Raw genomic sequence first — 21,093 nt, forward strand, 5'->3', positions numbered from 1 at the left:
TGATGCCCCCGCCCGGCCGTCGTACCGGAGGGGCCGGTGCTCCCTTACGGCTGAGCTGGGCGGGCGGCTAGGCTGGCCACCGTAACTGCACTCGCGGGAGCCCGGACGCACCGGGCTGAGAGGGAGGCTGGCGGCCTCCGACCGTACGAACCTGATCCGGGTCATGCCGGCGAAGGGAGGGGCGAGACGCCCATGCCGTCACGTACGTCCGAACGACCCGGTGCCCCGGACGTCCTCGTCGTCGGGGGCGGGATCATCGGCCTGGTCACCGCCTGGCGCGCGGCCGGGCGGGGACTCACCGCGGCCGTGGTGGACCCCGATCCCGGTGGCGGGGCCGCGCGGGTCGCGGCCGGGATGCTGGCCGCGGTCACCGAGCTGCACCACGGCGAGGAGGGGCTGCTCGCCCTCAACCTGGCCTCCGCGCACCGCTATCCCGACTTCGCCGCCGAGCTGGCCGAGGCCACCGGTCACGATCTGGGCTACCGCCGCTCGGGCACCCTGGCCGTCGCCTTCGACACCGACGACCGCGCCCAGCTCCGTGAGGTGCACGAGCTGCAGCTCCGCTGCGGACTGGACTCGGAGTGGCTGTCCGGGCGGGAGTGCAGGCGGTTGGAGCCGATGCTGGCGCCCGGTGTGCGGGGCGGGCTGCGGGCCGACGGGGACCATCAGATCGACCCCCGGCGGCTGGCGGCCGCGCTGCTGACCGCGTGCGAGCGAGCCGGGGTGGTCCTCCATCGCTCCTGGGCCGCGCGGCTCGACACGACAGGGGACCGGGCCACCGGGGTCACCACGGCGGACGGCACCGCGCTGGCCGGCGGGCAGGTGGTGCTGGCGGGCGGCAGCCTGAGCGGGCGGCTGGAGGGGGTGCCGGAGGCGCTCGTACCGCCGGTGCGCCCGGTGAAGGGGCAGGTGCTGCGGCTGACGGTGCCACCCCGGTACCGGCCGTTCCTCAGCCGTACCGTGCGGGCCGTGGTGCGTGGCGGGCCGGTGTACCTGGTGCCGCGCGAGAACGGCGAGCTGGTGATCGGCGCGACCAGCGAGGAGCTGGGGTACGACACCACGGTCACCGCGGGCGGGGTGTACGAGCTGCTGCGCGACGCCCATGAGCTGGTGCCCGGCATCACCGAGCTGCCGCTCACCGAGACCCTGGCCGGACTGCGCCCCGGCTCCCCCGACAACGCCCCGCTGCTCGGCCCCTCGGGCCTGGACGGCCTGCTGCTGGCCACCGGGCACTTCCGCAATGGCGTGCTGCTCACGCCCGTCACCGGGGACGTCATGGCCGACGTGCTGTGCGGCGCGGGGCTGCCCGAGGTGGCCCGCCCGTTCTCGCCGCACCGGTTCGCCGCCCCCTCCCCCACCCTGGAGCACTCCGCATGAACATCTCCGTCAACGGCGAGCGCCGCGAGGTGGCGCCGGGCACCGCCCTGGACGCGGTCGTACGCGTCCTCACCCCGGCGCCCTCCGGGGTGGCCGCCGCCGTGAACGAGACCGTGGTCCCGCGCACCCGGTGGGCCGAGACCGGCCTCGCCGAGGGCGACCGGGTCGAGGTCCTCACCGCCGTGCAGGGAGGCTGACCGTGACTACCGGAACCACCGAACCCCTGGTCCTCGGCGACCTGACGCTGGACTCCCGGCTGATCATGGGCACCGGCGGCGCCCCCAGCCTGGACGTGCTGGAGCGCTCGCTGGTCGCGTCCGGCACCGAGCTGACCACGGTGGCGATGCGCCGCGTCGACCCCGGCGCGCACGGCTCGGTGCTGTCGGTGCTGGAGAAGCTGGGCATCCGCGTACTGCCCAACACCGCGGGCTGCTTCACCGCCGGGGAGGCGGTGCTGACCGCCCGGCTGGCCCGCGAGGCGCTCGGCACCGACCTGGTGAAGCTGGAGGTGGTGGCCGACGAGCGGACGCTGCTCCCCGACCCGGTGGAGACGCTGGACGCGGCCGAGACCCTGGTGGACGACGGCTTCACCGTGCTGCCGTACACCAACGACGACCCGGTGCTGGCCCGCAGGCTCCAGGACGTGGGGTGCGCGGCCGTGATGCCGCTGGGCTCCCCGATCGGCTCCGGGCTCGGCATCCGCAACCCGCACAACTTCGAGCTGATCATGGAGCAGTCGTACGTCCCGGTGATCCTGGACGCGGGTGCCGGTACGGCGTCCGACGTGGCGCTGGCGATGGAGCTGGGGTGCGCGGGTGTGATGCTCGCCTCGGCCGTCACCCGGGCGCAGGACCCCGAGACGATGGCCACGGCCATGCGGCACGCCGTGCACGCGGGGTACCTGGCGCGGCGGGCCGGACGCATCCCCCGCCGCCATTTCGCGCGGGCGTCGTCCCCCGCCGAGGGGCGCGCGGACCTCGATCCGGAGCGCCCCGCGTTCACTTCGCGGGACGGTCACAGCTCTGCTGCGGTCGCTCACCCGGACGGCGCAGCGGGCGCCGCCCCCGCGCACCCCTCGTAGACTCGCCCGCGTGGATACGACGCTTCAGGACCCCCTCCTCGGCCAGGTGCTCGACGGCCGCTATCGCGTCGAGGCGCGGATCGCCGTCGGCGGGATGGCGACCGTCTACCGGGCCCTGGACATCCGGCTGGACCGGGTCCTGGCGCTCAAGGTGATGCATCCGGCGCTGGCCGCCGACGGCGCCTTCGTGGACCGGTTCATCCGCGAGGCCAAGTCGGTCGCCCGGCTCTCCCACCCCAACGTGGTGCAGGTCTTCGACCAGGGCACCGACGGCGGTTACGTGTACCTGGCGATGGAGTACGTCGCCGGGTGCACCCTGCGGGACGTGCTGCGGGAGCGGGGCGCACTGCGGCCGAGGGCGGCCCTGGACATCCTGGAGCCGGTGCTCGCCGCGCTGGGCGCGGCCCACCGGGCCGGGTTCGTGCACCGGGACATGAAGCCGGAGAACGTGCTGATCGGGGACGACGGCCGGGTCAAGGTCGCCGACTTCGGTCTGGTCCGCTCGGTCGACACGGTCACCAGCACCACCGGCTCGGTCCTCGGCACCGTCTCCTACCTGGCCCCGGAACAGATCGAGCAGGGCACCGCCGACCCGCGGGTGGACGTGTACGCCTGCGGTGTCGTGCTCTACGAGATGCTGACCGGCGCCAAGCCGCACTCCGGCGACTCCCCCGCCCAGGTCATCTACAAGCACCTCAACGACGACGTGCCCCCGCCCTCGGCGCTGGTGCCGGGGCTGGCGTACGAGCTGGACGAGCTGGTGGCCGCCGCGACCGCGCGCACCCCGGCGGTCCGGCCCGCGGACGCGGCCGCGCTGCTCGGCGAGGTGCTGCGGGTCCGTGGCTCGCTCACCGAGGAGCAGCTCGACGCGATGCCGCCGCAGGAGCTGTCGCACGGGCACCACGAGCACCACGACAACGCGGGCGACCGTACGAGCGTGCTGCCGCGCGCCCTGACGATGGTCCGGCCGCTCCCGGTGAACGGGGACGGCGAGGACGGTCGCGACGTCACGAGCGTGCTGCACACGACCGACATCGAGCCCCCGCCCACCCGGCGCGGCACCGGACGGTCCCGGCGGCCCCGGCGCGGACTGCTCACCCTGCTGGCCGCGCTGCTGGTGTTCCTCGGTGTGGGCGGCGGGGTCTGGTACATCAACTCGGGCCAGTTCACCAAGGTGCCGCCGGTGCTGTCGCGCACCCAGGACCAGGCCGAGCAGCGGCTGAGGTCGGCGGGGCTCGACGTGGGCGAGGTGAAGCGCGCCTACAGCGACACGGTGGACCGGGGCACGGTCATCAGCTCCGACCCGTCGTCCGGTTCCCGGGTCCGGGGCAACGCCTCGGTGGGGCTGACGATCTCGCTCGGCCCGCGCACGGTCTCCGTGCCCAGGGTGACGGGCCAGCCGCTGCAGCGGGCCCGGGAGCGGCTGAAGTCGGCCGGTCTGGAGCCGGGCATGGTCACCCGAGAGTTCAGCGACGAGGTCGCCCGGGGCTCGGTGAGCCGTACGACACCGGAGGCGGGCACCGAGATGCACGCCGGTTCGGCGATCGCGCTGGTCGTCAGCAAGGGCGCCCCGGTCGACGTCCCGGACGTCAGCGGCGAGGACGCGGAGAGCGCGCGCCAGGACCTGACCGACGCGGGACTCAAGGTGAAGATCGCCACCGAGCGGGTCGAATCCGACTTCGACAAGGGTCAGGTCGCCTTCCAGTCGCCGGAGGCGGGCAGCCAGGGCGCGGAGGGCGACACGGTGACGCTGACGCTGTCCAAGGGCCCGGAGATGGTCGAGGTCCCGGACGTGGTCGGGGCCAGTGTGGACGACGCGCACCAGAAGCTGGAGGCGGCCGGGTTCGAGGTCCACGAGGACCGGGGACTGCTGGGGCTGTTCGGCGACAAGGTGAAGAAGCAGTCGGTGAAGGGCGGCGACGAGGCGCCCAAGGGCTCGAAGGTGACGATCACCATCCGGTGACCGGTCTCACCGCGGCCGCCGGTCCGGGGGCGCGGGACGGCGTGACACCCTGAACGGGTGACACTCCAGCCGTCCCCCGCAGCTTCCCCGACCCTCCCCGGTGCCCTCCGCAACCCCGTCGGCGCCCATGTGCCGGTCGCGGGCGGACTGCACACGACGGGACTGCCGTACGCCCGTGAGCTGAAGGCGGAGACCGTGCAGGTCTTCGTGGCCAACCCGCGCGGCTGGGCCACCCCGGTGGGGAATCCGGCGCAGGACGAGGCGTTCCGGGCGGCCTGCGCGGCGGAGTCGGTACCGGCGTACGTGCACGCGCCCTATCTGATCAACTTCGGTTCGCACACCGAGGCGACGGTGGAGCGGTCGGTGGAGTCGCTGCGGCACTCCCTGCGGCGCGGGCGGGAGATCGGCGCGCTCGGGGTGGTCGTGCACACCGGCAGCGCGACCGGCGGACGCCCGCGCGAGGTGGCCCTGAAGCAGGTGCGCGAGCATCTGCTTCCGCTGCTGGACGAGCTGACCCACGACGACGACCCGTTCCTGCTGCTGGAGTCGACGGCCGGGCAGGGCTCCTCGCTGTGCTCGCGGACCTGGGACTTCGGGCCGTACTTCGAGGCGCTGGACGCCCATCCGAAGCTCGGCGTCTGCCTGGACACCTGCCACATCTACGCGGCCGGGCACGACCTGACCGGCCCGGAGGGCATGCGGCAGACCCTCGATCTGCTGGTGGAGACGGTGGGCGAGGGACGGCTGAAGCTGATCCACGCCAACGACTCCAAGGATGTGGTCGGCGCACACAAGGACCGTCACGAGAACATTGGCTCGGGACACATCGGCGAGGAGCCGTTCCGCGCGCTGATGGCTCACCCGGCCACGGCGGGCGTGCCGCTGGTCATCGAGACCCCGGGCGGCAAGGAGGGCCACGCGGCGGACGTGGCCCGGCTGAAGCGCCTGCGGGACGGCTAGCGCTACAGCTCCGGACCGTCGCCCGGCTCCTCCTGGTAGGAGTAGCGCTGTTCCTTCCAGGGGTCGCCGACGTTGTGGTAGCCGCGCTGCTCCCAGAAGCCCCTGCGGTCGGCGGTCATGTACTCCACGCCCCGGACCCACTTGGGGCCCTTCCAGGCGTACAGGTGCGGGACGACCAGGCGGGCCGGGAAGCCGTGCTCGGCGGTGAGGAGTTCGCCGTCCTTGTGGAAGGCGAAGATCGCGCCGTCGTCGGCGAAGTCGGCCAGCCGCAGGTTGGCGCTGAAGCCGTACTCGGCCCACACCATCACATGGGTGACCTCGGGCGCGGGCGGTGCCAGGTCGAGGATCGCGCGGGCGGGCACGCCGCCCCACTCGGCGTCGAGCATGCTGAACTTCGTCACGCAGTGCAGGTCGGCCACGACGGTGGCGTACGGCAGCGCGGTGAACTCCTCGTGGGTCCAGGACCGCTTGTCGCCGTCGGCGGTGGCGCCGAAGACCCGGAAGTCCCAGCGCTCGGGGCGGAACTTGGGCACGGGCCCGTAGTGCGTGACCGGCCAGCCGCGCTGGAGCCGCTGCCCCGGCGGAAGATCTGCCGCTGCCCCCGTTCCAGACGCGCGTTCCACCGGATGACCCATGACTCCATCCTGACAGACCGGGCGGGGTGCATCCGACCAGCACAGGGACATTTCCGGCATTGACTACTAAGTGTGCGCTTACTGGACGGCTCGGGGCGCCGGTGAAATCATGCGGCAGCATCAGCCCTGAATGTGCAGCATGCGCAGAACGCCCGGAAGGAGTCCATTCCGATGTCTGGCGACCCCGAGGTCATCGAGCTGCTCAACGAACAGCTCACCGCCGAGCTCACCGCGATCAACCAGTACTTCCTGCACGCCAAGCTCCAGGACCACAAGGGGTGGACGAAGCTCGCCACGTACACGAGGGCCGAGTCCTTCGACGAGATGCGGCACGCGGAGGCGCTGACCGACCGCATCCTGATGCTGGACGGCCTGCCCAACTACCAGCGGCTCTTCCATGTCTCGGTCGGCCAGACGGTGACCGAGATGTTCCGGGCGGACCGGCAGATCGAGGTCGAGGCCATCGACCGGCTGCGCCGGGGCGTGGAGATCATGCGCGCCAAGGGTGACATCACCTCGGCGAACGTCTTCGAGTCGATCCTCGCCGACGAGGAGCACCACATCGACTATCTGGAGACCCAGCTCGACCTGATCGAGAAGCTGGGCGAGGCGCTCTACCTGTCGACCACGATCGAGCAGGTCCAGCCCGACGTGGCGGGCGGCTGAGCCGGACCGTCAGGCGGCGTCGCCGAGCCGTCGTACGGGCGCTTCGGCGGCGGCGGTGACCAGCACCGGCGGGCGCTGCGCGATCTGCTCGCGGCGGGGGCAGGCGCCCCGGCCCAGCAGGGCCTGGATGCGGCGGACACAGCCGCCGCAGTCGGTGCCGGCCTTGCAGGCGGAGGCGATCTGGCGCGGGGTGCAGGCGCCGTCCTGGGCGTGCTGCTTGACCTGCTGTTCGGTGATGCCGAAGCAACTGCAGACGAACACCCGGTCCACCTCCCGACGAGATCGCCGTATTGCCGCCATCGCCGGATTTCGGTGAGGCAAACCTAACCTAACCCAGTGGTCGGGGGCCGGGAAAGCGGAAGGGCGCGGATCTCATGTGATCCGCGCCCTACTTCACGCTCGACGCCGCTTCGGCCTCACTGGTCCCGGTACATCTCCGCGACCAGGAAGGCGAGGTCCAGCGACTGGCTGCGGTTGAGCCGGGGGTCGCAGGCCGTCTCGTAGCGCTGGTGCAGGTCGTCGACGAAGATCTCGTCGCCGCCGCCCACGCACTCGGTGACGTCGTCGCCGGTCAGCTCCACGTGGATGCCGCCGGGGTGGGTGCCCAGGCCCTTGTGGACCTCGAAGAAGCCCTTGACCTCGTCCAGCACGTCGTCGAAGCGGCGGGTCTTGTGCCCGGAGGCCGCCTCGAAGGTGTTGCCGTGCATCGGGTCGGTCACCCAGGCCACCGTGGCGCCGGACGCCGTGACCTTCTCGACCAGCTCGGGCAGCCGGTCACGGATCTTGTCGGCGCCCATGCGGACGATGAACGTCAGCCGGCCCGGCTCCCGGTCGGGGTCGAGACGGTCGATGTAGCGCAGCGCGTCCTCGGCCGTGGTGGTCGGGCCGAGCTTGATGCCGATCGGGTTGCGGATCTTGGACGCGAACTCGATGTGCGCGCCGTCCATCTGCCGGGTGCGCTCGCCGATCCACACCATGTGCCCGGAGACGTCGTACAGCTTGCCGGTGCGGGAGTCGACGCGGGTCAGCGCCGACTCGTAGTCCAGCAGCAGCGCCTCGTGCGAGGCGAAGAACTCGACGGTCTTGAACTCCTCCGGCTCCGCGCCGCAGGCCCGCATGAAGTTCAGCGCCTGGTCGATCTCGCGGGCGAGCTGCTCGTAGCGCTGGCCGGAGGGGGACGACTTCACGAAGTCCTGGTTCCAGGCGTGCACCTGGCGCAGGTCGGCGTAACCGCCGGTGGTGAAGGCGCGCACCAGGTTCAGGGTGGAGGCGGAGGCGTGGTACATCCGCTTCAGGCGCTCGGGGTCCGGGTAGCGGCTCTTCTCGGTGAAGTCGAAGCCGTTGACGGAGTCGCCCCGGTACACCGGCAGGGTCACGCCGTCGCGGGTCTCGGTGGGCTTGGAGCGCGGCTTGGAGTACTGGCCCGCGATCCGGCCGACCTTGACGACGGGGACGGACGCGGCGTACGTCAGCACGGCGCCCATCTGGAGGATCGTCTTGACCTTGGCCCGGATGTGTTCGGCGCCCACGCCGTCGAAGGACTCGGCGCAGTCGCCGCCCTGGAGCAGGAACGCCTCCCCCTTGGCGACGGCCGCCAGCCGGGCGCGCAGCTGGTCGCACTCGCCCGCGAAGACGAGCGGCGGATAGGTCGAAAGCTCCGCGATCACTTCGCGCAGAGCCTCGGTATCCGGGTATTCGGGCTGCTGCGCCGCGGGCAGGTCTCGCCAGGTCGCCTCGGCGGCCACGGCTCGGGAATCAGCGTTCACGGTCACGCTCTCAACATTACGGGGTCGTACCGGGTGCTCTCGGCCCCGCTCGAAAGATGAGACGGGGTGACTGCCCCTTGGACGCCTTTCCCCGCGCCGGGCCACGCCGATGCGGTAGGGTCGGCGCCATGTTCGCGCAGCAGATCCAGAACTGGTGGTGGACCGCTCTTCCGGCGGCCCACTGATTCGCGCGCACCACCCAGACTTCCGCGAAGGCCGCCCGAGGGGCGGCCTTCGGTGTTTCCGGGGTCCGTCCCACGACCGGCGTCCGCCTCCCCCGCTCTTCCGGACCGCCCGACGCAAGAGGACCCCCATGAACCAGCCCGACCTGGCCCGTCTCGCCGACGGCGACCGCCCCTTCGCCCTGCTGCACCGCCGCACCCCCGGCCGGGACACCGCCTCGGTGGAGGTGCTGCTCGGCCCGGTCACCGCCCACGGGGAACTGGCCGAACTGCCCGACGAGGGCCTGGCGCTGATCCCGTTCCGGCAGATCCGCGAGCGCGGCTTCGACGTCCGCGACGACGGCACCCCGCTGCTGGTCCTCCACCCCGAGGAGTCGTACGAGGTCCCGCTCGCGACGGCGCTGGACACCCTGCCCGCGCACCCGGTGCGGGTGACGGACGGCGGCTTCGACGTGCCCGACGAGGAGTACGGGGAGATCGTCGGCCGGGTGCTGCGCGAGGAGATCGGGCGGGGCGAGGGCGCCAACTTCGTGATCCGGCGGACCTACCGGGGCGAGATCCCCGGCTTCTCCCGGGCCGACGCGCTCGCGCTGTTCCGGCGGCTGCTGGCGGGCGAGCGGGGCGCGTACTGGACGTTCGTGGTGCACACCGGGGACCGCGTGCTGGTCGGGGCGAGTCCCGAGGTCCATGTGCGGATGTCCGGCGGCACGGTGGTGATGAACCCGATCAGCGGGACGTACCGCTATCCCGCCGAGGGGCCGACCCCGGACCATCTGCTGGACTTCCTCGCCGACGCCAAGGAGACCGAGGAGCTGTCCATGGTGGTCGACGAGGAACTGAAGATGATGTGCACCGTCGGCGACCGGGGCGGGGTGGTGGTCGGCCCCCGGCTCAAGGAGATGGCCCACCTCGCGCACACCGAGTACGAGCTGCGCGGGAAGACCTCGCTGGACGTCCGTGACGTGCTGCGCGAGACCATGTTCGCCGCGACCGTCACCGGCTCCCCGGTGCAGAACGCCTGCCGGGTGATCGAGCGGTACGAGCCCACCGGGCGCGGCTACTACGCGGGCGCGCTGGCCCTGCTCGGCCGGGACGCCGGGGGCGCTCGCACCCTGGACTCCCCCATCCTGATCCGTACCGCCGACATCGCCGCCGACGGACACCTGAGCGTGCCGGTCGGCGCGACGCTGGTGCGCGGCTCGGACCCGGCCGGTGAGGTGGCCGAGACCCACGCGAAGGCGGCGGGCGTGCTGGCCGCGCTCGGGGTACGGCCCGCCCGGCCGCGTGCGGAGCGGGAGCGGCCCCGGCTGGCGGACGATCCGCGGGTGCGGGCCGCGCTGGACGGCCGTCGCGCGGCGCTGGCGCCGTTCTGGCTGCGGATGCGGGAGCCCGCCGCTCCGCTGGGCGCGCACGCGCTGGTGGTCGACGGCGAGGACACCTTCACCGCGATGCTGGCGCATGTGCTGCGCTCGGGCGGCCTGGAGGTGACCGTACGGCGCTTCGACGAGCCGGGGCTGACCGGGGCGGTGCGGGCGCACGAGGGCCCGGTGGTGCTGGGTCCCGGCCCCGGCGACCCCTCCGACGCGGCCGACCCGAGGATGCGGCGGCTGCGCGAGCTGACGGCCACGGTGCTGCGGGAGCACCGGCACGGGGTGCTCGGGGTGTGCCTGGGCCACGAGCTGATCGCGGCGGAGCTGGGGCTGGACATCGTCCGCAAGCGGGTGCCGTACCAGGGGGCGCAGACCGTGATCGACCTGTTCGGGCGGGCGGAGACGGTCGGCTTCTACAACAGCTTCGTGGCCCGCTGCGCCGACGGGGCGGCGCGCGAACTGGCCGCGCACGGCGTGGAGGTGAGCCGCACGCCGGACGGTGAGGTGCACGCGCTGCGCTCCGGCCGGTTCGCCTCGGTGCAGTTCCACCCGGAGTCGGTGCTGACCGTGAACGGGGCGGACCTGGTGCGGGAGTTGGTCTCCGGCCTGCTCACGGCGCCCACCGGATCGTAGCGGGGCGCTAGCCGAAGAACACCCCGGCCTCCGCGTACAGCTCCGGGTCGACCGTCTTCAGCTCGGCGGTCGCCTCGGAGATCGGGATGCGGACGATGCGGGTGCCCTGGAGGGCGACCATCTTGCCGTAGTCACTGTCGTGGACGCAGTCGATGGCGTGCAGTCCGAAGCGGGTGGCGAGCCAGCGGTCGAAGGCGCTCGGGGTGCCGCCGCGCTGCACGTGTCCGAGCACGGTGGTGCGGGCCTCCTTGCCGGTGCGCTGCTCGATCTGCTTGGCGAGCCACTCCCCCACCCCGGACAGCCGGACGTGCCCGAAGGAGTCGTGCGACTCGTCCTTGAGCACCATCTCGCCCTCCCGCGGCATCGCGCCCTCCGCGACGACGACGATCGGGGCGTACGCCGCCTCGAAGCGGGAGGTGATCCAGGCGCACACCTGGTCGAGGTCGAAGCGGTGCTCGGGGATGAGGATGACGTTGGCGCCCCCGGCGAGCCCGGAGTGCAGCGCGATCCAGCCCGCGTGCCTGCCCATCACCTCGCAGACCAGCACCCGCATGTGGGACTCGGCGGTGGTGTGCAGCCGGTCGATGGCCTCGGTGGCGATGTTGACGGCGGTGTCGAAGCCGAAGGTGTAGTCGGTGCCGGACAGGTCGTTGTCGATGGTCTTGGGCACGCCCACGCAGGGCACGCCGTGCTCCTCGTACAGGGTGGCGGCGACGCCGAGGGTGTCCTCGCCGCCGATGGCGATCAGCGCGTCGACGCCCTGTTCGGCGAGGTTCTCCCGGACCCGGCGCACCCCGTCCTCGGCCTTGAGGGGGTTGGTGCGGGAGGAGCCGAGGATGGTGCCGCCGCGCGGGAGGATGCCACGCACGGCGGGGATGTCCAGCGGGACGGTGCGCCCTTCGAGGGGGCCGCGCCAGCCGTCCCGGAAGCCGGTGAATTCGTAGCCGTACTCCTGGACGCCCTTGCGGACGATGGCCCGGATGACGGCGTTGAGGCCCGGGCAGTCGCCGCCCCCGGTCAGTACTCCGACGCGCATGGTCCGTCCCTTCGCCGCGATGACCGACTCAGCCACGGTAAGGGTGGTACAGGTCACACAACGAGGTGGAAGGGCGAATCCGGTGAATCAGTCGTCGTCGAGGCCGCGCTCGATCGCGTACCGCACCAGCTCCACCCGGTTGTGCAGCTGGAGCTTGCCCAGGGTGTTCTGGACGTGGTTCTGGACCGTGCGGTGCGAGATGACCAGGCGTTCCGCGATCTGCTTGTAGCTGAGGCCCTTGGCGACCAGCCGCAGCACCTCGGTCTCCCGGTCGGTGAGCCGGGGCGCGCCGGGTGCTCCGGCCTCCGGGGCGGGCGCGGGCTCGGCGGCGAGCCGCCGGTACTCGCCGAGGACCAGTCCGGCGAGGCCGGGGGTGAAGACCGGGTCGCCGACGGCGGTACGGCGGACCGCGTCCAGCAGTTCGCCGGTGGACGCCGACTTCAGCAGATAGCCGGTGGCGCCCGACTTCACGGCCTCCAGCACGTCCGCGTGCTCGCCGCTGGCGGAGAGCACCAGGACACGCAGGGCCGGGTCGTGGGCGATGAGTTCCTTGCACACCTGCACACCGGGCTTGGCGGGCAGGTTCAGGTCGAGCACCAGCACGTCGGGGGCGGCGGCCTTGGCCCGGCGCACCGCCTGCTCGCCGTCGCCCGCGGTGGCGACCACCCGCAGCCCGGACTCGGCCAGGTCGCGGGCGACCGCGTCGCGCCACATGGGGTGGTCGTCGACCACCATCACCTTGATCGGGTCCTGCTCGGTCATCGCCGCTCCGCCTTCCCCCGCGCCGCGTCGGCGCTCTTCGGTACCTTCAACTCGACCTCGGTGCCCTGGCCGGGCACCGAGATCACCTCGGCGCTGCCGCCGAGGTCGCGCAGCCGTCCCCGGATCGACTGGGCCACCCCGAGCCTGCCCTCGCCCTCGGCGACGGCGAGCCGGCCCTCGGGGATGCCGGGGCCGTCGTCGCGGACGGTGACGATGATCTCGTCGGGCTCGTCCTCGACCAGGAGCCAGGCGCGGGCCGTCTCGCCCGCGTGCCGACGCACATTGTCCAGGGCGGCTCCGACGGCGGCCGCCAGCTCGCGTGCCGCGGCCGGGGCCAGCCGTACGGGCGCGCCCGGTTCGGCCAGGCTCACCCGGGACCCGGCGTAGGGGGCGAGCAGGGTACGCAGGTCCAGCGGGCCGTCGTCGTCCGGCACGGAACCGGCCGGGGTGCGGGCGGCGGGGAGCAGTCCACCGGCGACCAGGGTGCGCAGGGCGATCTCCTGCTCCCCGGCGAGCCGTCCCAGCTCGGCCGCCTCGCCGCCGATGACCGCGCCGCGCCGCTGCACCATGGCCAGCACCTGGAGCACGCTGTCGTGGATGTCGCGGGCGAGGCGCTCCCGCTCGCGGGTGGCGGCCTCGATCTCCAGGGCGCGGGCGAGGGTGCGCTCGGAGGCGCGGGCGACCTCCACGACGTAGCCGATGGCGATGGCGGCGACCCAGACCAGGATCACGTTGTGCACGGTGTCCCGCGCCGGGGCGCCCCGCTCGACCAGGTTGGCCACGGCGACCGCCGTGGAGGCGACGGCCGCCCAGCGCCAGCCGCCCTTCAGGGCGAAGGCGAGCACCGCGCCCGCCGTCCATATCGACGGCAGGGTGGGACCGCCGCCCGCGATCCGGTGCGGGTCGTCGGCGAGCGGGGTGAGCAGGATGCCGAGGACCGCGACGGCCAGGTCGGCCGCGAGGAACCACCGGGTGCAGCGGGCCGCGCTCGTCACCCGGGTCACGGTGGCGAGCGTCCAGAGGACCAGCAGCGCGTAGTAGCCGAGGGCCAGCCAGGGGCGGACGAAGTGGCCGTACGCGGTGGCGCCCAGGCCGATCGCGTACAGCATGGTCAGGACGCGGTAGCCGGTGAGCGCGCGCCACAGCGGCAGCTCGACCGACATCCGCAGAACTCGTCCACCCCTGGCCACGGCGCCCCCGCCTCCCCCGAGCCGGGTCCGCTAGGCCCCGGTCTTCTCCGCTTCCTTCTCGGCCTTGCCGGCTTCCTTCGCCGCCTTCGCCGCCTCCGCCAACTGCCGCTTGGCGGCGGTCGCGTAGATGTCGACGTACTCCTGGCCGGAGAGCTTCATGATCTCGTACATGACCTCGTCCGTCACCGCCCGCAGCACGAACCGGTCGTGGTCCATGCCCTGGTAGCGGCTGAAGTCCAGCGGCTTGCCGATCCGGATGCCGGGCCGCATCAGCTTGGGCATCACCTTGCCGGGCGGCTGGATCTTCTCGGTGTCGATCATCGCCACCGGGATGACCGGCGCCCCGGTCGCGAGCGCCACGCGGGCCAGACCGCCGGGCTTGCCCCGGTAGAGGCGGCCGTCGGGCGAGCGGGTGCCCTCGGGGTAGATGCCGAACAGCTCACCGCGCTTCAGCACCTCTATGCCGCTCTTGATCGCGGCCTCGCCCGCACCGCGCGCGCCGGAGCGGTCGACGGGGAGCTGCCCGACGCCCTTGAAGAAGGCGGCCGTCAGCCGTCCCTTGACTCCAGGGGTGGTGAAGTACTCGGCCTTGGCGATGAAGGTGACCTTGCGGTCCAGCATCACGGGCAGGAAGAACGAGTCCGAGAAGGACAGGTGATTGCTCGCCAGAATGGCGGCCCCCTCGGCCGGGATGTTCTCCAGTCCCTCGACCCAGGGTCTGAAGGCGACCTTCAGCGGCCCCCCGATGGCAACCTTCATCGTGCCGTACAACACCCGCGTGCCTCCCGTTTCCGTCGAACAGACCTTAACCCGGACCGCCGCCAATGGCTCCGACGACCCTGGTCGGTGGCGGTGCGGTCGCGTACGGTGAAGCACATCCGCCCGTCCCGTCCGCCCGTGCCGCACTCCCCGTAGATCCACATACCGGAACAGGAGCACCCAAGGTGCCGGTCCTTCCCGGAGCCGAGCCGTACCGCCATGACGGCGGGGAGGTGGGGGTTCTCCTCTGCCACGGTTTCACCGGCTCGCCCCAGTCGCTGCGCCCGTGGGCGGAGCACCTCGCCGCGCACGGCCTGTCGGTGTCGCTGCCCCTGCTGCCCGGTCACGGCACCCGCTGGGAGGACCTGCGGGCCACCGGCTGGCAGGACTGGTACGCGCACCTCGACCGCGCGCTGTGGCAGCTCTCCGAGCGCTGCGAGCGGGTGTTCGTCGCGGGTCTGTCGATGGGCGGCGCGCTGGCGCTCAGGCTGGCGGCGAAGCACGGCGAACGCGTCGCCGGAGTGGTCGTCGTCAACCCGGCGAACCGGGTGCACGGACTCGCCGCGCACGCCCTGCCCGTGGTCCGGCACCTGGTGCCCTCCACCAAGGGCATCGCCAGCGACATCGCGAAGGGCGCCACCACCGAGCTGGGCTACGACCGGGTCCCGCTGCACGCGGCGCACTCCCTGCGGAAGTTCCTGCGCCTGGTGGACGGCGAGCTGCCGCAGGTCACCCAGCCGTTGCTGCTGCTGCGCAGTGCCGTGGACCATGTGGTCCCGGCGGCCGACTCGGCGCGGGTGCTGAGCCGGGTGTCCTCCACGGACGTGACCGAGAGCGTGCTGGAACAGAGCTACCACGTGGCGACGTTGGACCATGACGCGGACCGGATCGTCGAGGAGAGCCTCGCCTTCATCGACCGGCTCGCTCCCCGTGTCGGCAAGGAAGGGACGGCCTCCGTTGGCTGAGCAGGACTCCGGTCGCGAGGGTCGCGAGCCGGACGAGCAGGGCGTGCCCCTCGACGAGGACGCCGTCTGGCGGGCCATCGTCGCGGGGTACGGCGCCGAGCCGCCGGACCCGCCGGGCGCCAGGCCCTTCCGGTCCGTCGAGGATCTCGCCCTGCCGGAACACGACCCCGAGCCGGACGACCACGCCGGACAGGCCGGTGACGCCGAGGACGCCGGGGACCGCGCCGAGGACGAGGCGCCGAAGGCCGCGCCCGTACGGCCTCTGGGCAGCTCGGTCACGTTCGCGCCCGGTATCGGCCCCCGCGACCACACCCCGGCCGAGCCCGACGACGGCGACGACGACGGCGAGGGCCATTTCGAACCGCCCGAGCCGCCGCCGCTGCCCGTCGCCGACACCACCGCCAAGTTCGCCTGGCTCGGGGTGGTCGGCGGTCCCATCCTGCTGCTGCTCGCCGTGCTGCTGGGCTGGGAGATGACCTGGTGGCTGACGACCGCCTCCATCGGCGGCTTCCTCGGCGGCTTCGTCACCCTGGTGACCCGGATGCGCCCGGACGACGACGGCGACGACGACCCGGGCCGGGGCGCCGTCGTCTGAGACACCCGCTCAGGAGTTCGCCGGGATGCTGAGGGCGGCCAGGACCGGAAGGTGGTCCGTGGCCGCCCTCAGGTCGCTCCCGGTGACGCCGGGCAGGTCGGTGGGGACCCCGCAGGCCAGTACCTCGATGCCGCGGGTGGCGAGCACGGCGTCGATACGGCGGTCGGGGCCGGTGGCGGGGAAGGTGTCCGTGCCGCCCCGGGGTGCGACGGCCGCGCCGTCCTGGAGGGCGTCGGCGAGCAGCGCGAAGGCGGGGCCGCCGGGGCCCTCGTTCAGGTCGCCGCCGACCACCGCGTGCTCCACGCCCAGCGCGCCGAGCCGCTCCAGGAGCAGGCCGCCGTGCGCGCGCCGTTCGGCCTTCTGGAGCCCGAGGTGGCAGCTGACGAGCCCCAGCCGGGCCGTGCCGAAGCGGACGACCGCGGTGGCGAGACCACGCCGGTGCTGGCCGGGGGTGAGGGGCAGCAGGGTGTCCTCGGCGCGTTCGACCGTGGCCCTCATGGAGCAGAGGATGGCGGGACCCGCCGCGGGGGCGCCACCGGTGAGATAGACCAGGCCGGTGGCGTTGGCCAGGCGGGCCAGCTTCTTGCGCCAGCGGAAGAAGCGGGGGGCCTCCTGGAGGAGGAGGACGTCCGGGGCGCAGGCCGTGATGATCCTCGCCAGGGCCTCGGTGTCGTCCCGCAGCGAGCGGACGTTGTAGCTGAGCACCCTGATGACCGCGGAACCGTCTGACTCCGTACGGGAGTTGGGGAACGGGGTTGGCATGTGATCAACCTACGCGGGGCGGGCGGGGGCGCCTAATGACTCGGGGCGCGGGATTCGTGGGCGACTTGCCGGTCCGTCGTGGTCTGTCGCGCAGTTCCCCGCGCCCCTGAGTAGGTGCACCCCGTGTCTACATGACCGGGTCGGGCTCCCGTGCCAGGTCGGCCGCGCCGACCAGGCCCGCCTTGTTGCCGAGCTGGGCCGCGATGACGTCGGCCACCGGGCGCCAGTTGCCGCCGACCAGCCAGCGCTTGTACGACTTGCGGATCGGGTCGAGGACCAGTTCGCCCTCGTCGGAGAGGCCGCCGCCCACGATGAACGCGGACGGGTCGAACAGCGAGGCCAGGTCCGCGAGACCGGCGCCCGCCCAGCGGGCCAGCTCGCGGTAGGAGTCCACGGCCACCGGGTCGCCCTGGCGGGCGGCCACCGAGATGTGCTTGCCCTCGATGCCGTCGGGCGTGCCGTCGCCGAGACCGAGCAGGATGTCGGCGTTCTCGGGGGTGGCGTTGGCGCGCTGCTTGGCGTAGCGGACCAGGGCGCGGCCGGAGGCGTACTGCTCCCAGCAGCCCTGCGAGCCGCAGCCGCACAGCAGGCCGTCCGGGACCATCCGGATGTGGCCGAACTCGGCGGCCACGCCGAAGTGACCCCGGCGCAGCTTGTTGCCGATGATGATGCCGCCGCCCAGGCCGGTGCCGAGCGTGATGCAGATGACGTTGCGGTGGCCCTTGCCCGCGCCGAACTTGTACTCGCCCCAGGCGGCCGCGTTGGCGTCGTTCTCCACGACGACCGGGAGACCCACGCGGGCCTCGACCTTCTCCTTTAGCGGTTCCTGGCGCCAGTCGATGTTGGGCGCGAAGTACACGGTCGAGCGCTGCCGGTTCACGTAACCGGCCGCGCCGATGCCCACGCCGACGATGTCGTGTCCGGCACGCGCGCCCTCCACGGCCGAGGCGATGGCGTCCACGATGGCCTCGGGCGTGTTGGGGGTCGGCACCTTGAAGGTCGAGAGGATGTTGCCTTCCTCGTCGACCACGCCGGCCGCGATCTTGGTGCCGCCGATGTCGACGCCGATGGTGAGTCCCATGAATCCCTCAGTTCCGGTCGAGCCCCGCTACCGCCAACGGTACCCGAGGCCCCACCGGGACAGACGGTCAGTCCAGGTCGATGCGCTCGCCCGGTCCGGTGCCCTCACCTGGGTCGCGGCGGCCGGGCGGCGGGGTGTCGGCCGGGGGCGGGGTGGGGCCGGTGGTCCAGCGCCGTTCCTGAGCCTGGACGGCCGAGCGGTAGGCGGCGAGCAGCTCGGTCCCGGCGGCGGCGAGGTGGTCGAAGACCTGGGGGTTGCGCTCGACGACCGGTTCGACGGCGGCCTTGGCCTGCTGGACCATCTGGCGCACCGCCTGCTGGGCGGCGGGCCCGGCGACCGCGCCGAGCAGCGGGGACTGCAGCCCGGAGATCCGGTCGGCCACCGAGTCCATGAGCCGACGCAGCTCCTCCGCGGCGGTGCCGGGGGGCGGGGGGTTGGTGCCGCGACGGCGGGCCTTCTCGGCGGCCAGGTCCTCGGCGGTGGCGGTGGCCCAGGCGTCGGCGTCGCCCACGCGCGGCGCTTCGGGAGCTTCGGGCTCCTCGGGGGGCTGGGGTGCGGGACGCTCTTCGCTCATGGCGGGCTCCTGACTACGGTTCGCGTCTTCGACGTTACCCGAACGGGGGTGTCCGTTCACCGTCCCGTGCCGGGCCACAGGGCGGGGTCGGGCGTGAACCGGACACACAGTTCGCCGTCGGCCAGCGCGGCTCCGGCGACGGTGCAGCGGCGCAGGGCGGAGGGGAGGGCGACGATCCGGTGGAAGGGTCCGGCGGTGACGAGGAGTTCGTCGCCGCGCCGGATCAGGTCGAGGTCGCCGCGTACGGCGCCGGGCAGCGGGAGGCGCCAGACGAGGGTGCCGTCCTCGGCGAGGCGGTCGGTGACCGGCCACTCGACGGGAGCGGGCGCGGGGTCGGCGCCGGGCGGGGCGAGCGCGGTGAGGTCGTCGGTACCGCGCGGGTCACGGCCGAGGTGGGGGACGCTGTGCACGTCGTACGCCTCGGCCCAGTCGGCGAGGGTCTTGCGCTGCTGGGCGAAGGGTCCGGCGAGCCAGGTGCCGTCGGCGGACTCGGGCAGCACCCGGTTGGCGATCAGGGTCTCGGCGCGCAGTCCGCGCAGGGCGAGGCCGAGGGTGGCGGTACGGACGGCGTCGTCCCCGGCCGGGCCGGGTTCGGCGACCAGGCGGACGGTGGTGCCCTTGTCGGCGACGACGGCTTCGACGGCGGCGAGTTCGAGGTCCCAGCGGGCGGCCGTCTCGTACAGCCAGTCGGCGGGCATGGGGACCCCGGCGAGGCGGCCGAGGACCGGGCGCAGCGCGCGGGCGGCCTGGCGCTCGGGCGGCAGGAGGCGGCGCAGGTAGCGGCGGAGTTCCTCGGGGAGGGCGAGCAGGTCGAGGGCGCGGGGCAGCGGGGGGAGGTCCACGACGAGGAGGTCGTAGCGCTCGGAGAGAGCGGCGTCGCGCAGGGCGCGCAGCAGGGAGAGTTCCTCGGCGCCGGGCAGCGGGGTGACCTCCTCGGCGTCCAGCCGGGAGGCGCCGAGCAGGTCGAGGACGGTGGCGGCGCGGTCCTGGAAGGCGGTGAGGTCCTCGCGGAAGCGGGCCCCGGCGTCGGGACGCCAGACGGTGAGGTTCTCGGCGGCCTCGGTGGGCGTGGGTCCCGTCACCGTGCCGAGGGCCGCGCCGAGCGTGTCGGCCCGGTCGGCGCCGAGCACGAGCACGCGGGCGCCGGTGCGGGCGGCGGCGAGCCCGGTGGCGGCGGCGACGCTGGTGCGGCCACTGCCGCCCGGCCCGGTGATCAGGAGGGTGCGCATGAGGCTGAACGGTAACGGAGCCGTGGCGCGGCCGGAGCGGTGCGCGGCGTCAGGAACCCGTCTCGACGCGCTTCTTCAGGCCCGCCAGCGCGCGGTCGATGATGACCTTCTCGGCCTTGCGCTTGATCATGCCGAGCATGGGGATCTTGACGTCGACCGTGAGGCGGTAGGTGACCTCGGTGGCCGCGGCGCCCGCGGGCTTGAGCAGGTAGCTGCCGTCCAGGGAGCGGAGCATCTGGGACTTCACCAGGGTCCAGGAGACCTCGTGCTCGCCGGTCCAGGTGTAGGCGAGGGTCTGGTCGTCCTTGATGGCGCCCGCGTCCATGACGAGGCGGACCTCCTCGGCGCGGCCGCGGCCGTCGGTCTCCAGGACCTCGGCCTCCTTCACCTCGCCGGTCCAGTCCGGGTAGCGGGAGAAGTCGGCGATCACCGCCATGACGTCGGCCGGGGCCGCCTCGATCGTGATGCTCGAACTGGTGTGTTCCGCCATCGCCGTGGCTCCTCCAGATGCGGCCGGACGTTCTCTCACGCGCGGGGTGCGCACGTGTGTGCAGCGTGAAGGCTACCGCGCCGCTCCCGGCCCGCCGTCACCCCGGTGCCGCGTGCGTGGCCGCTGCGCGCGCGCCGGTCACCACTCCAGCGCCCACGGCGTGCCCGTACCGGCGAAGTGGCCCACGTTCACGCACTCGGTCGCGCCGATCCGCATCCGGGGGGCGAGCGGCTGGTGGACGTGGCCGAAGAGGGAGTAGCGGGGCTTGGTGCGCCGGATGGCGGCCAGCAGGGCGCGGCTGCCGCGCTCGAAGCGGCGGGCGACGGTGTCGTAGACCAGTTCGGGCACCTCGGGCGGGATGTGGGTGCACAGCACGTCGACCTCGCCGACGGCCTCGATCTTGGCCGCGTACTCCTCGTCGTCGATCTCGTACGGGGTGCGCATCGGGGTGCGCAGGCCGCCGCCGACGAAGCCGAAGACGCGGCCGCCGATCTCCACCCGCTCGCCGTCCAGCACGGTGGTGCCGGGTCCGGCGTACTCCCGCCAGAGGGGCGGCATGTCGACGTTGCCGTAGGTGGCGTAGGTCGGGGTGGGGAAGGCGGCGAACAGCTCGGCGTACTGGCGGCGTACCGCCTGCTCGATGGCGGCGTCCCGGTCGGCGCCGATCCCGGCCCACAGTCGCCGTCCGAGGGCGCGGGCCTCCTCGAAGCGGCGGGCGGTGCGCAGCTCGACGATCCGGTCGGCGTTCTCCTCGCCGAACAGGTCGGGGAAGATGCCGCGCGAGTGGTCGGCGTAGTCGAGGAAGAGGACGAGGTCACCGAGGCAGATCAGCGCGTCGGCGCCTTCCCCGGCCCGCGCGAGGTCACGGGCGTTCCCGTGCACGTCGCTGACCACGTGTACGCGGTTCCGGGTGCCCCGGGTGGGTGTGGAAGCCATGGCGATCAAGGGTAGAGGTGTGCGGTCTAAGTGAACAGTGGCCCGTCTGGCCTGCGGTTACTCGCCCGTTGGTCAAGAGGT

22 protein-coding genes, 1 pseudogene and 1 riboswitch are annotated in these 21,093 nt (G+C 73.0%); of the genes and pseudogenes, 10 read left to right on the forward strand and 13 right to left on the reverse strand.

Annotation, left to right across the window (positions count from 1 at the left end; all coding sequences use genetic code 11):
* Positions 1-83 precede the first annotated feature (83 nt).
* A riboswitch (TPP riboswitch) is annotated at positions 84-196 on the forward strand.
* The 5 genes and pseudogenes from thiO (at position 193) to ACIPPM_RS08755 (ending at position 5,381) form a co-directional block, all read left to right on the forward strand.
* Positions 193-1,377 carry a glycine oxidase ThiO gene (gene thiO / locus ACIPPM_RS08735; RefSeq protein ID WP_401444806.1) on the forward strand — a complete coding sequence of 395 codons (1,185 nt, stop codon included), beginning with the start codon at positions 193-195 and terminating at the stop codon, positions 1,375-1,377. (Overlaps the previous riboswitch by 4 nt.)
* Positions 1,374-1,574: a sulfur carrier protein ThiS gene (gene thiS, locus ACIPPM_RS08740; protein ID WP_030810212.1), complete on the forward strand. Its 201-nt coding sequence runs from the start codon at positions 1,374-1,376 to the stop codon at positions 1,572-1,574. The genes thiO and thiS overlap by 4 nt, the downstream gene beginning before the upstream one ends.
* Positions 1,575-1,576: 2 nt before the next feature.
* Positions 1,577-2,377 (forward strand): annotated as a pseudogene (locus tag ACIPPM_RS08745) (thiazole synthase); the annotation flags it as partial.
* A gap of 91 nt (positions 2,378-2,468) precedes the next feature.
* Positions 2,469-4,421, forward strand: a complete 1,953-nt coding sequence (gene pknB, locus ACIPPM_RS08750) for a Stk1 family PASTA domain-containing Ser/Thr kinase (protein WP_401444809.1) — start codon at positions 2,469-2,471, stop codon at positions 4,419-4,421.
* Between the two features lie 57 nt (positions 4,422-4,478).
* A complete protein-coding gene (locus ACIPPM_RS08755; protein WP_401444812.1) occupies positions 4,479-5,381 on the forward strand; it encodes a deoxyribonuclease IV in 903 nt (300 codons plus the stop codon).
* A 2-nt stretch (positions 5,382-5,383) separates the two neighbouring features.
* Here the strand turns inward: ACIPPM_RS08755 and ACIPPM_RS08760 are convergent, their stop codons facing one another.
* Positions 5,384-6,016 (reverse strand): sulfite oxidase-like oxidoreductase, encoded by a 633-nt coding sequence (locus tag ACIPPM_RS08760; RefSeq protein WP_401444814.1) that lies wholly within the window; start codon positions 6,014-6,016, stop codon positions 5,384-5,386.
* 171 nt (positions 6,017-6,187) lie between these two features.
* Between ACIPPM_RS08760 and bfr the strand changes: the two genes are divergently transcribed.
* Positions 6,188-6,682, forward strand: coding sequence for a bacterioferritin (gene bfr, locus ACIPPM_RS08765; RefSeq protein ID WP_401444816.1), 495 nt, complete (start codon positions 6,188-6,190; stop codon positions 6,680-6,682).
* A 9-nt stretch (positions 6,683-6,691) separates the two neighbouring features.
* On the opposite strand, the gene ACIPPM_RS08770 is transcribed toward bfr, so the two are convergent.
* Positions 6,692-6,943: a bacterioferritin-associated ferredoxin gene (locus ACIPPM_RS08770; RefSeq protein ID WP_393597088.1), complete on the reverse strand. Its 252-nt coding sequence runs from the start codon at positions 6,941-6,943 to the stop codon at positions 6,692-6,694.
* 155 nt (positions 6,944-7,098) lie between these two features.
* On the reverse strand, positions 7,099-8,454 hold the full coding sequence (locus ACIPPM_RS08775; protein ID WP_401444819.1) for a class II 3-deoxy-7-phosphoheptulonate synthase: 1,356 nt from the start codon (positions 8,452-8,454) through the stop codon (positions 7,099-7,101).
* A gap of 122 nt (positions 8,455-8,576) precedes the next feature.
* Between ACIPPM_RS08775 and ACIPPM_RS08780 the strand changes: the two genes are divergently transcribed.
* Both ACIPPM_RS08780 and ACIPPM_RS08785 read left to right on the forward strand, forming a co-directional pair.
* Entirely contained in the window at positions 8,577-8,633 is a 57-nt protein-coding gene (locus tag ACIPPM_RS08780) for a trp operon leader peptide (RefSeq protein WP_350749699.1), read from the forward strand.
* Positions 8,634-8,761: 128 nt separating this feature from the next.
* A complete protein-coding gene (locus tag ACIPPM_RS08785; protein WP_401444822.1) occupies positions 8,762-10,633 on the forward strand; it encodes an anthranilate synthase family protein in 1,872 nt (623 codons plus the stop codon).
* Positions 10,634-10,640: 7 nt separating this feature from the next.
* Here the strand turns inward: ACIPPM_RS08785 and ACIPPM_RS08790 are convergent, their stop codons facing one another.
* The 4 genes from ACIPPM_RS08790 to ACIPPM_RS08805 form a co-directional block, all read right to left on the reverse strand.
* A complete protein-coding gene (locus ACIPPM_RS08790; RefSeq protein ID WP_401446376.1) occupies positions 10,641-11,669 on the reverse strand; it encodes a 6-phosphofructokinase in 1,029 nt (342 codons plus the stop codon).
* A gap of 87 nt (positions 11,670-11,756) precedes the next feature.
* On the reverse strand, positions 11,757-12,431 hold the full coding sequence (locus tag ACIPPM_RS08795; RefSeq protein ID WP_401444824.1) for a response regulator: 675 nt from the start codon (positions 12,429-12,431) through the stop codon (positions 11,757-11,759).
* A complete protein-coding gene (macS, locus tag ACIPPM_RS08800) occupies positions 12,428-13,594 on the reverse strand; it encodes a MacS family sensor histidine kinase (protein ID WP_401444826.1) in 1,167 nt (388 codons plus the stop codon). Before macS ends, ACIPPM_RS08795 begins: the two co-directional genes overlap by 4 nt.
* Before the next feature lie 57 nt (positions 13,595-13,651).
* Complete coding sequence (locus ACIPPM_RS08805; protein ID WP_388994421.1) at positions 13,652-14,392, reverse strand: lysophospholipid acyltransferase family protein; 741 nt, start codon at positions 14,390-14,392, stop codon at positions 13,652-13,654.
* 173 nt (positions 14,393-14,565) lie between these two features.
* Here ACIPPM_RS08805 and ACIPPM_RS08810 point away from each other — a divergent pair, with 173 nt between their 5' ends.
* The gene (locus ACIPPM_RS08810; protein WP_401444828.1) at positions 14,566-15,345 is read left to right on the forward strand and encodes an alpha/beta hydrolase; all 780 of its coding nucleotides are present in this window, start codon (positions 14,566-14,568) and stop codon (positions 15,343-15,345) included.
* Positions 15,338-15,940: a hypothetical protein gene (locus ACIPPM_RS08815; RefSeq protein WP_401444830.1), complete on the forward strand. Its 603-nt coding sequence runs from the start codon at positions 15,338-15,340 to the stop codon at positions 15,938-15,940. Before ACIPPM_RS08810 ends, ACIPPM_RS08815 begins: the two co-directional genes overlap by 8 nt.
* Positions 15,941-15,949: 9 nt before the next feature.
* On the opposite strand, the gene ACIPPM_RS08820 is transcribed toward ACIPPM_RS08815, so the two are convergent.
* From ACIPPM_RS08820 to ACIPPM_RS08845, 6 genes are all read right to left on the reverse strand, one after another.
* A complete protein-coding gene (locus tag ACIPPM_RS08820; RefSeq protein WP_401444832.1) occupies positions 15,950-16,702 on the reverse strand; it encodes an endonuclease/exonuclease/phosphatase family protein in 753 nt (250 codons plus the stop codon).
* A gap of 127 nt (positions 16,703-16,829) precedes the next feature.
* Positions 16,830-17,783 carry an ROK family glucokinase gene (locus ACIPPM_RS08825; protein WP_401444834.1) on the reverse strand — a complete coding sequence of 318 codons (954 nt, stop codon included), beginning with the start codon at positions 17,781-17,783 and terminating at the stop codon, positions 16,830-16,832.
* A gap of 67 nt (positions 17,784-17,850) precedes the next feature.
* A complete protein-coding gene (locus ACIPPM_RS08830; RefSeq protein ID WP_401444836.1) occupies positions 17,851-18,357 on the reverse strand; it encodes a DUF5304 domain-containing protein in 507 nt (168 codons plus the stop codon).
* A 56-nt stretch (positions 18,358-18,413) separates the two neighbouring features.
* Entirely contained in the window at positions 18,414-19,586 is a 1,173-nt protein-coding gene (locus ACIPPM_RS08835) for an ArsA family ATPase (RefSeq protein ID WP_401444839.1), read from the reverse strand.
* Positions 19,587-19,635: 49 nt separating this feature from the next.
* The gene (locus ACIPPM_RS08840; protein WP_388992523.1) at positions 19,636-20,076 is read right to left on the reverse strand and encodes an SRPBCC family protein; all 441 of its coding nucleotides are present in this window, start codon (positions 20,074-20,076) and stop codon (positions 19,636-19,638) included.
* Positions 20,077-20,214: 138 nt separating this feature from the next.
* Positions 20,215-21,012, reverse strand: a complete 798-nt coding sequence (locus ACIPPM_RS08845) for a metallophosphoesterase (protein ID WP_401444842.1) — start codon at positions 21,010-21,012, stop codon at positions 20,215-20,217.
* Positions 21,013-21,093 lie beyond the last annotated feature (81 nt).

Origin of the sequence: Streptomyces sp. NPDC090119, from assembly GCF_044747085.1 — a bacterium.
Lineage (GTDB): Bacteria > Actinomycetota > Actinomycetes > Streptomycetales > Streptomycetaceae > Streptomyces.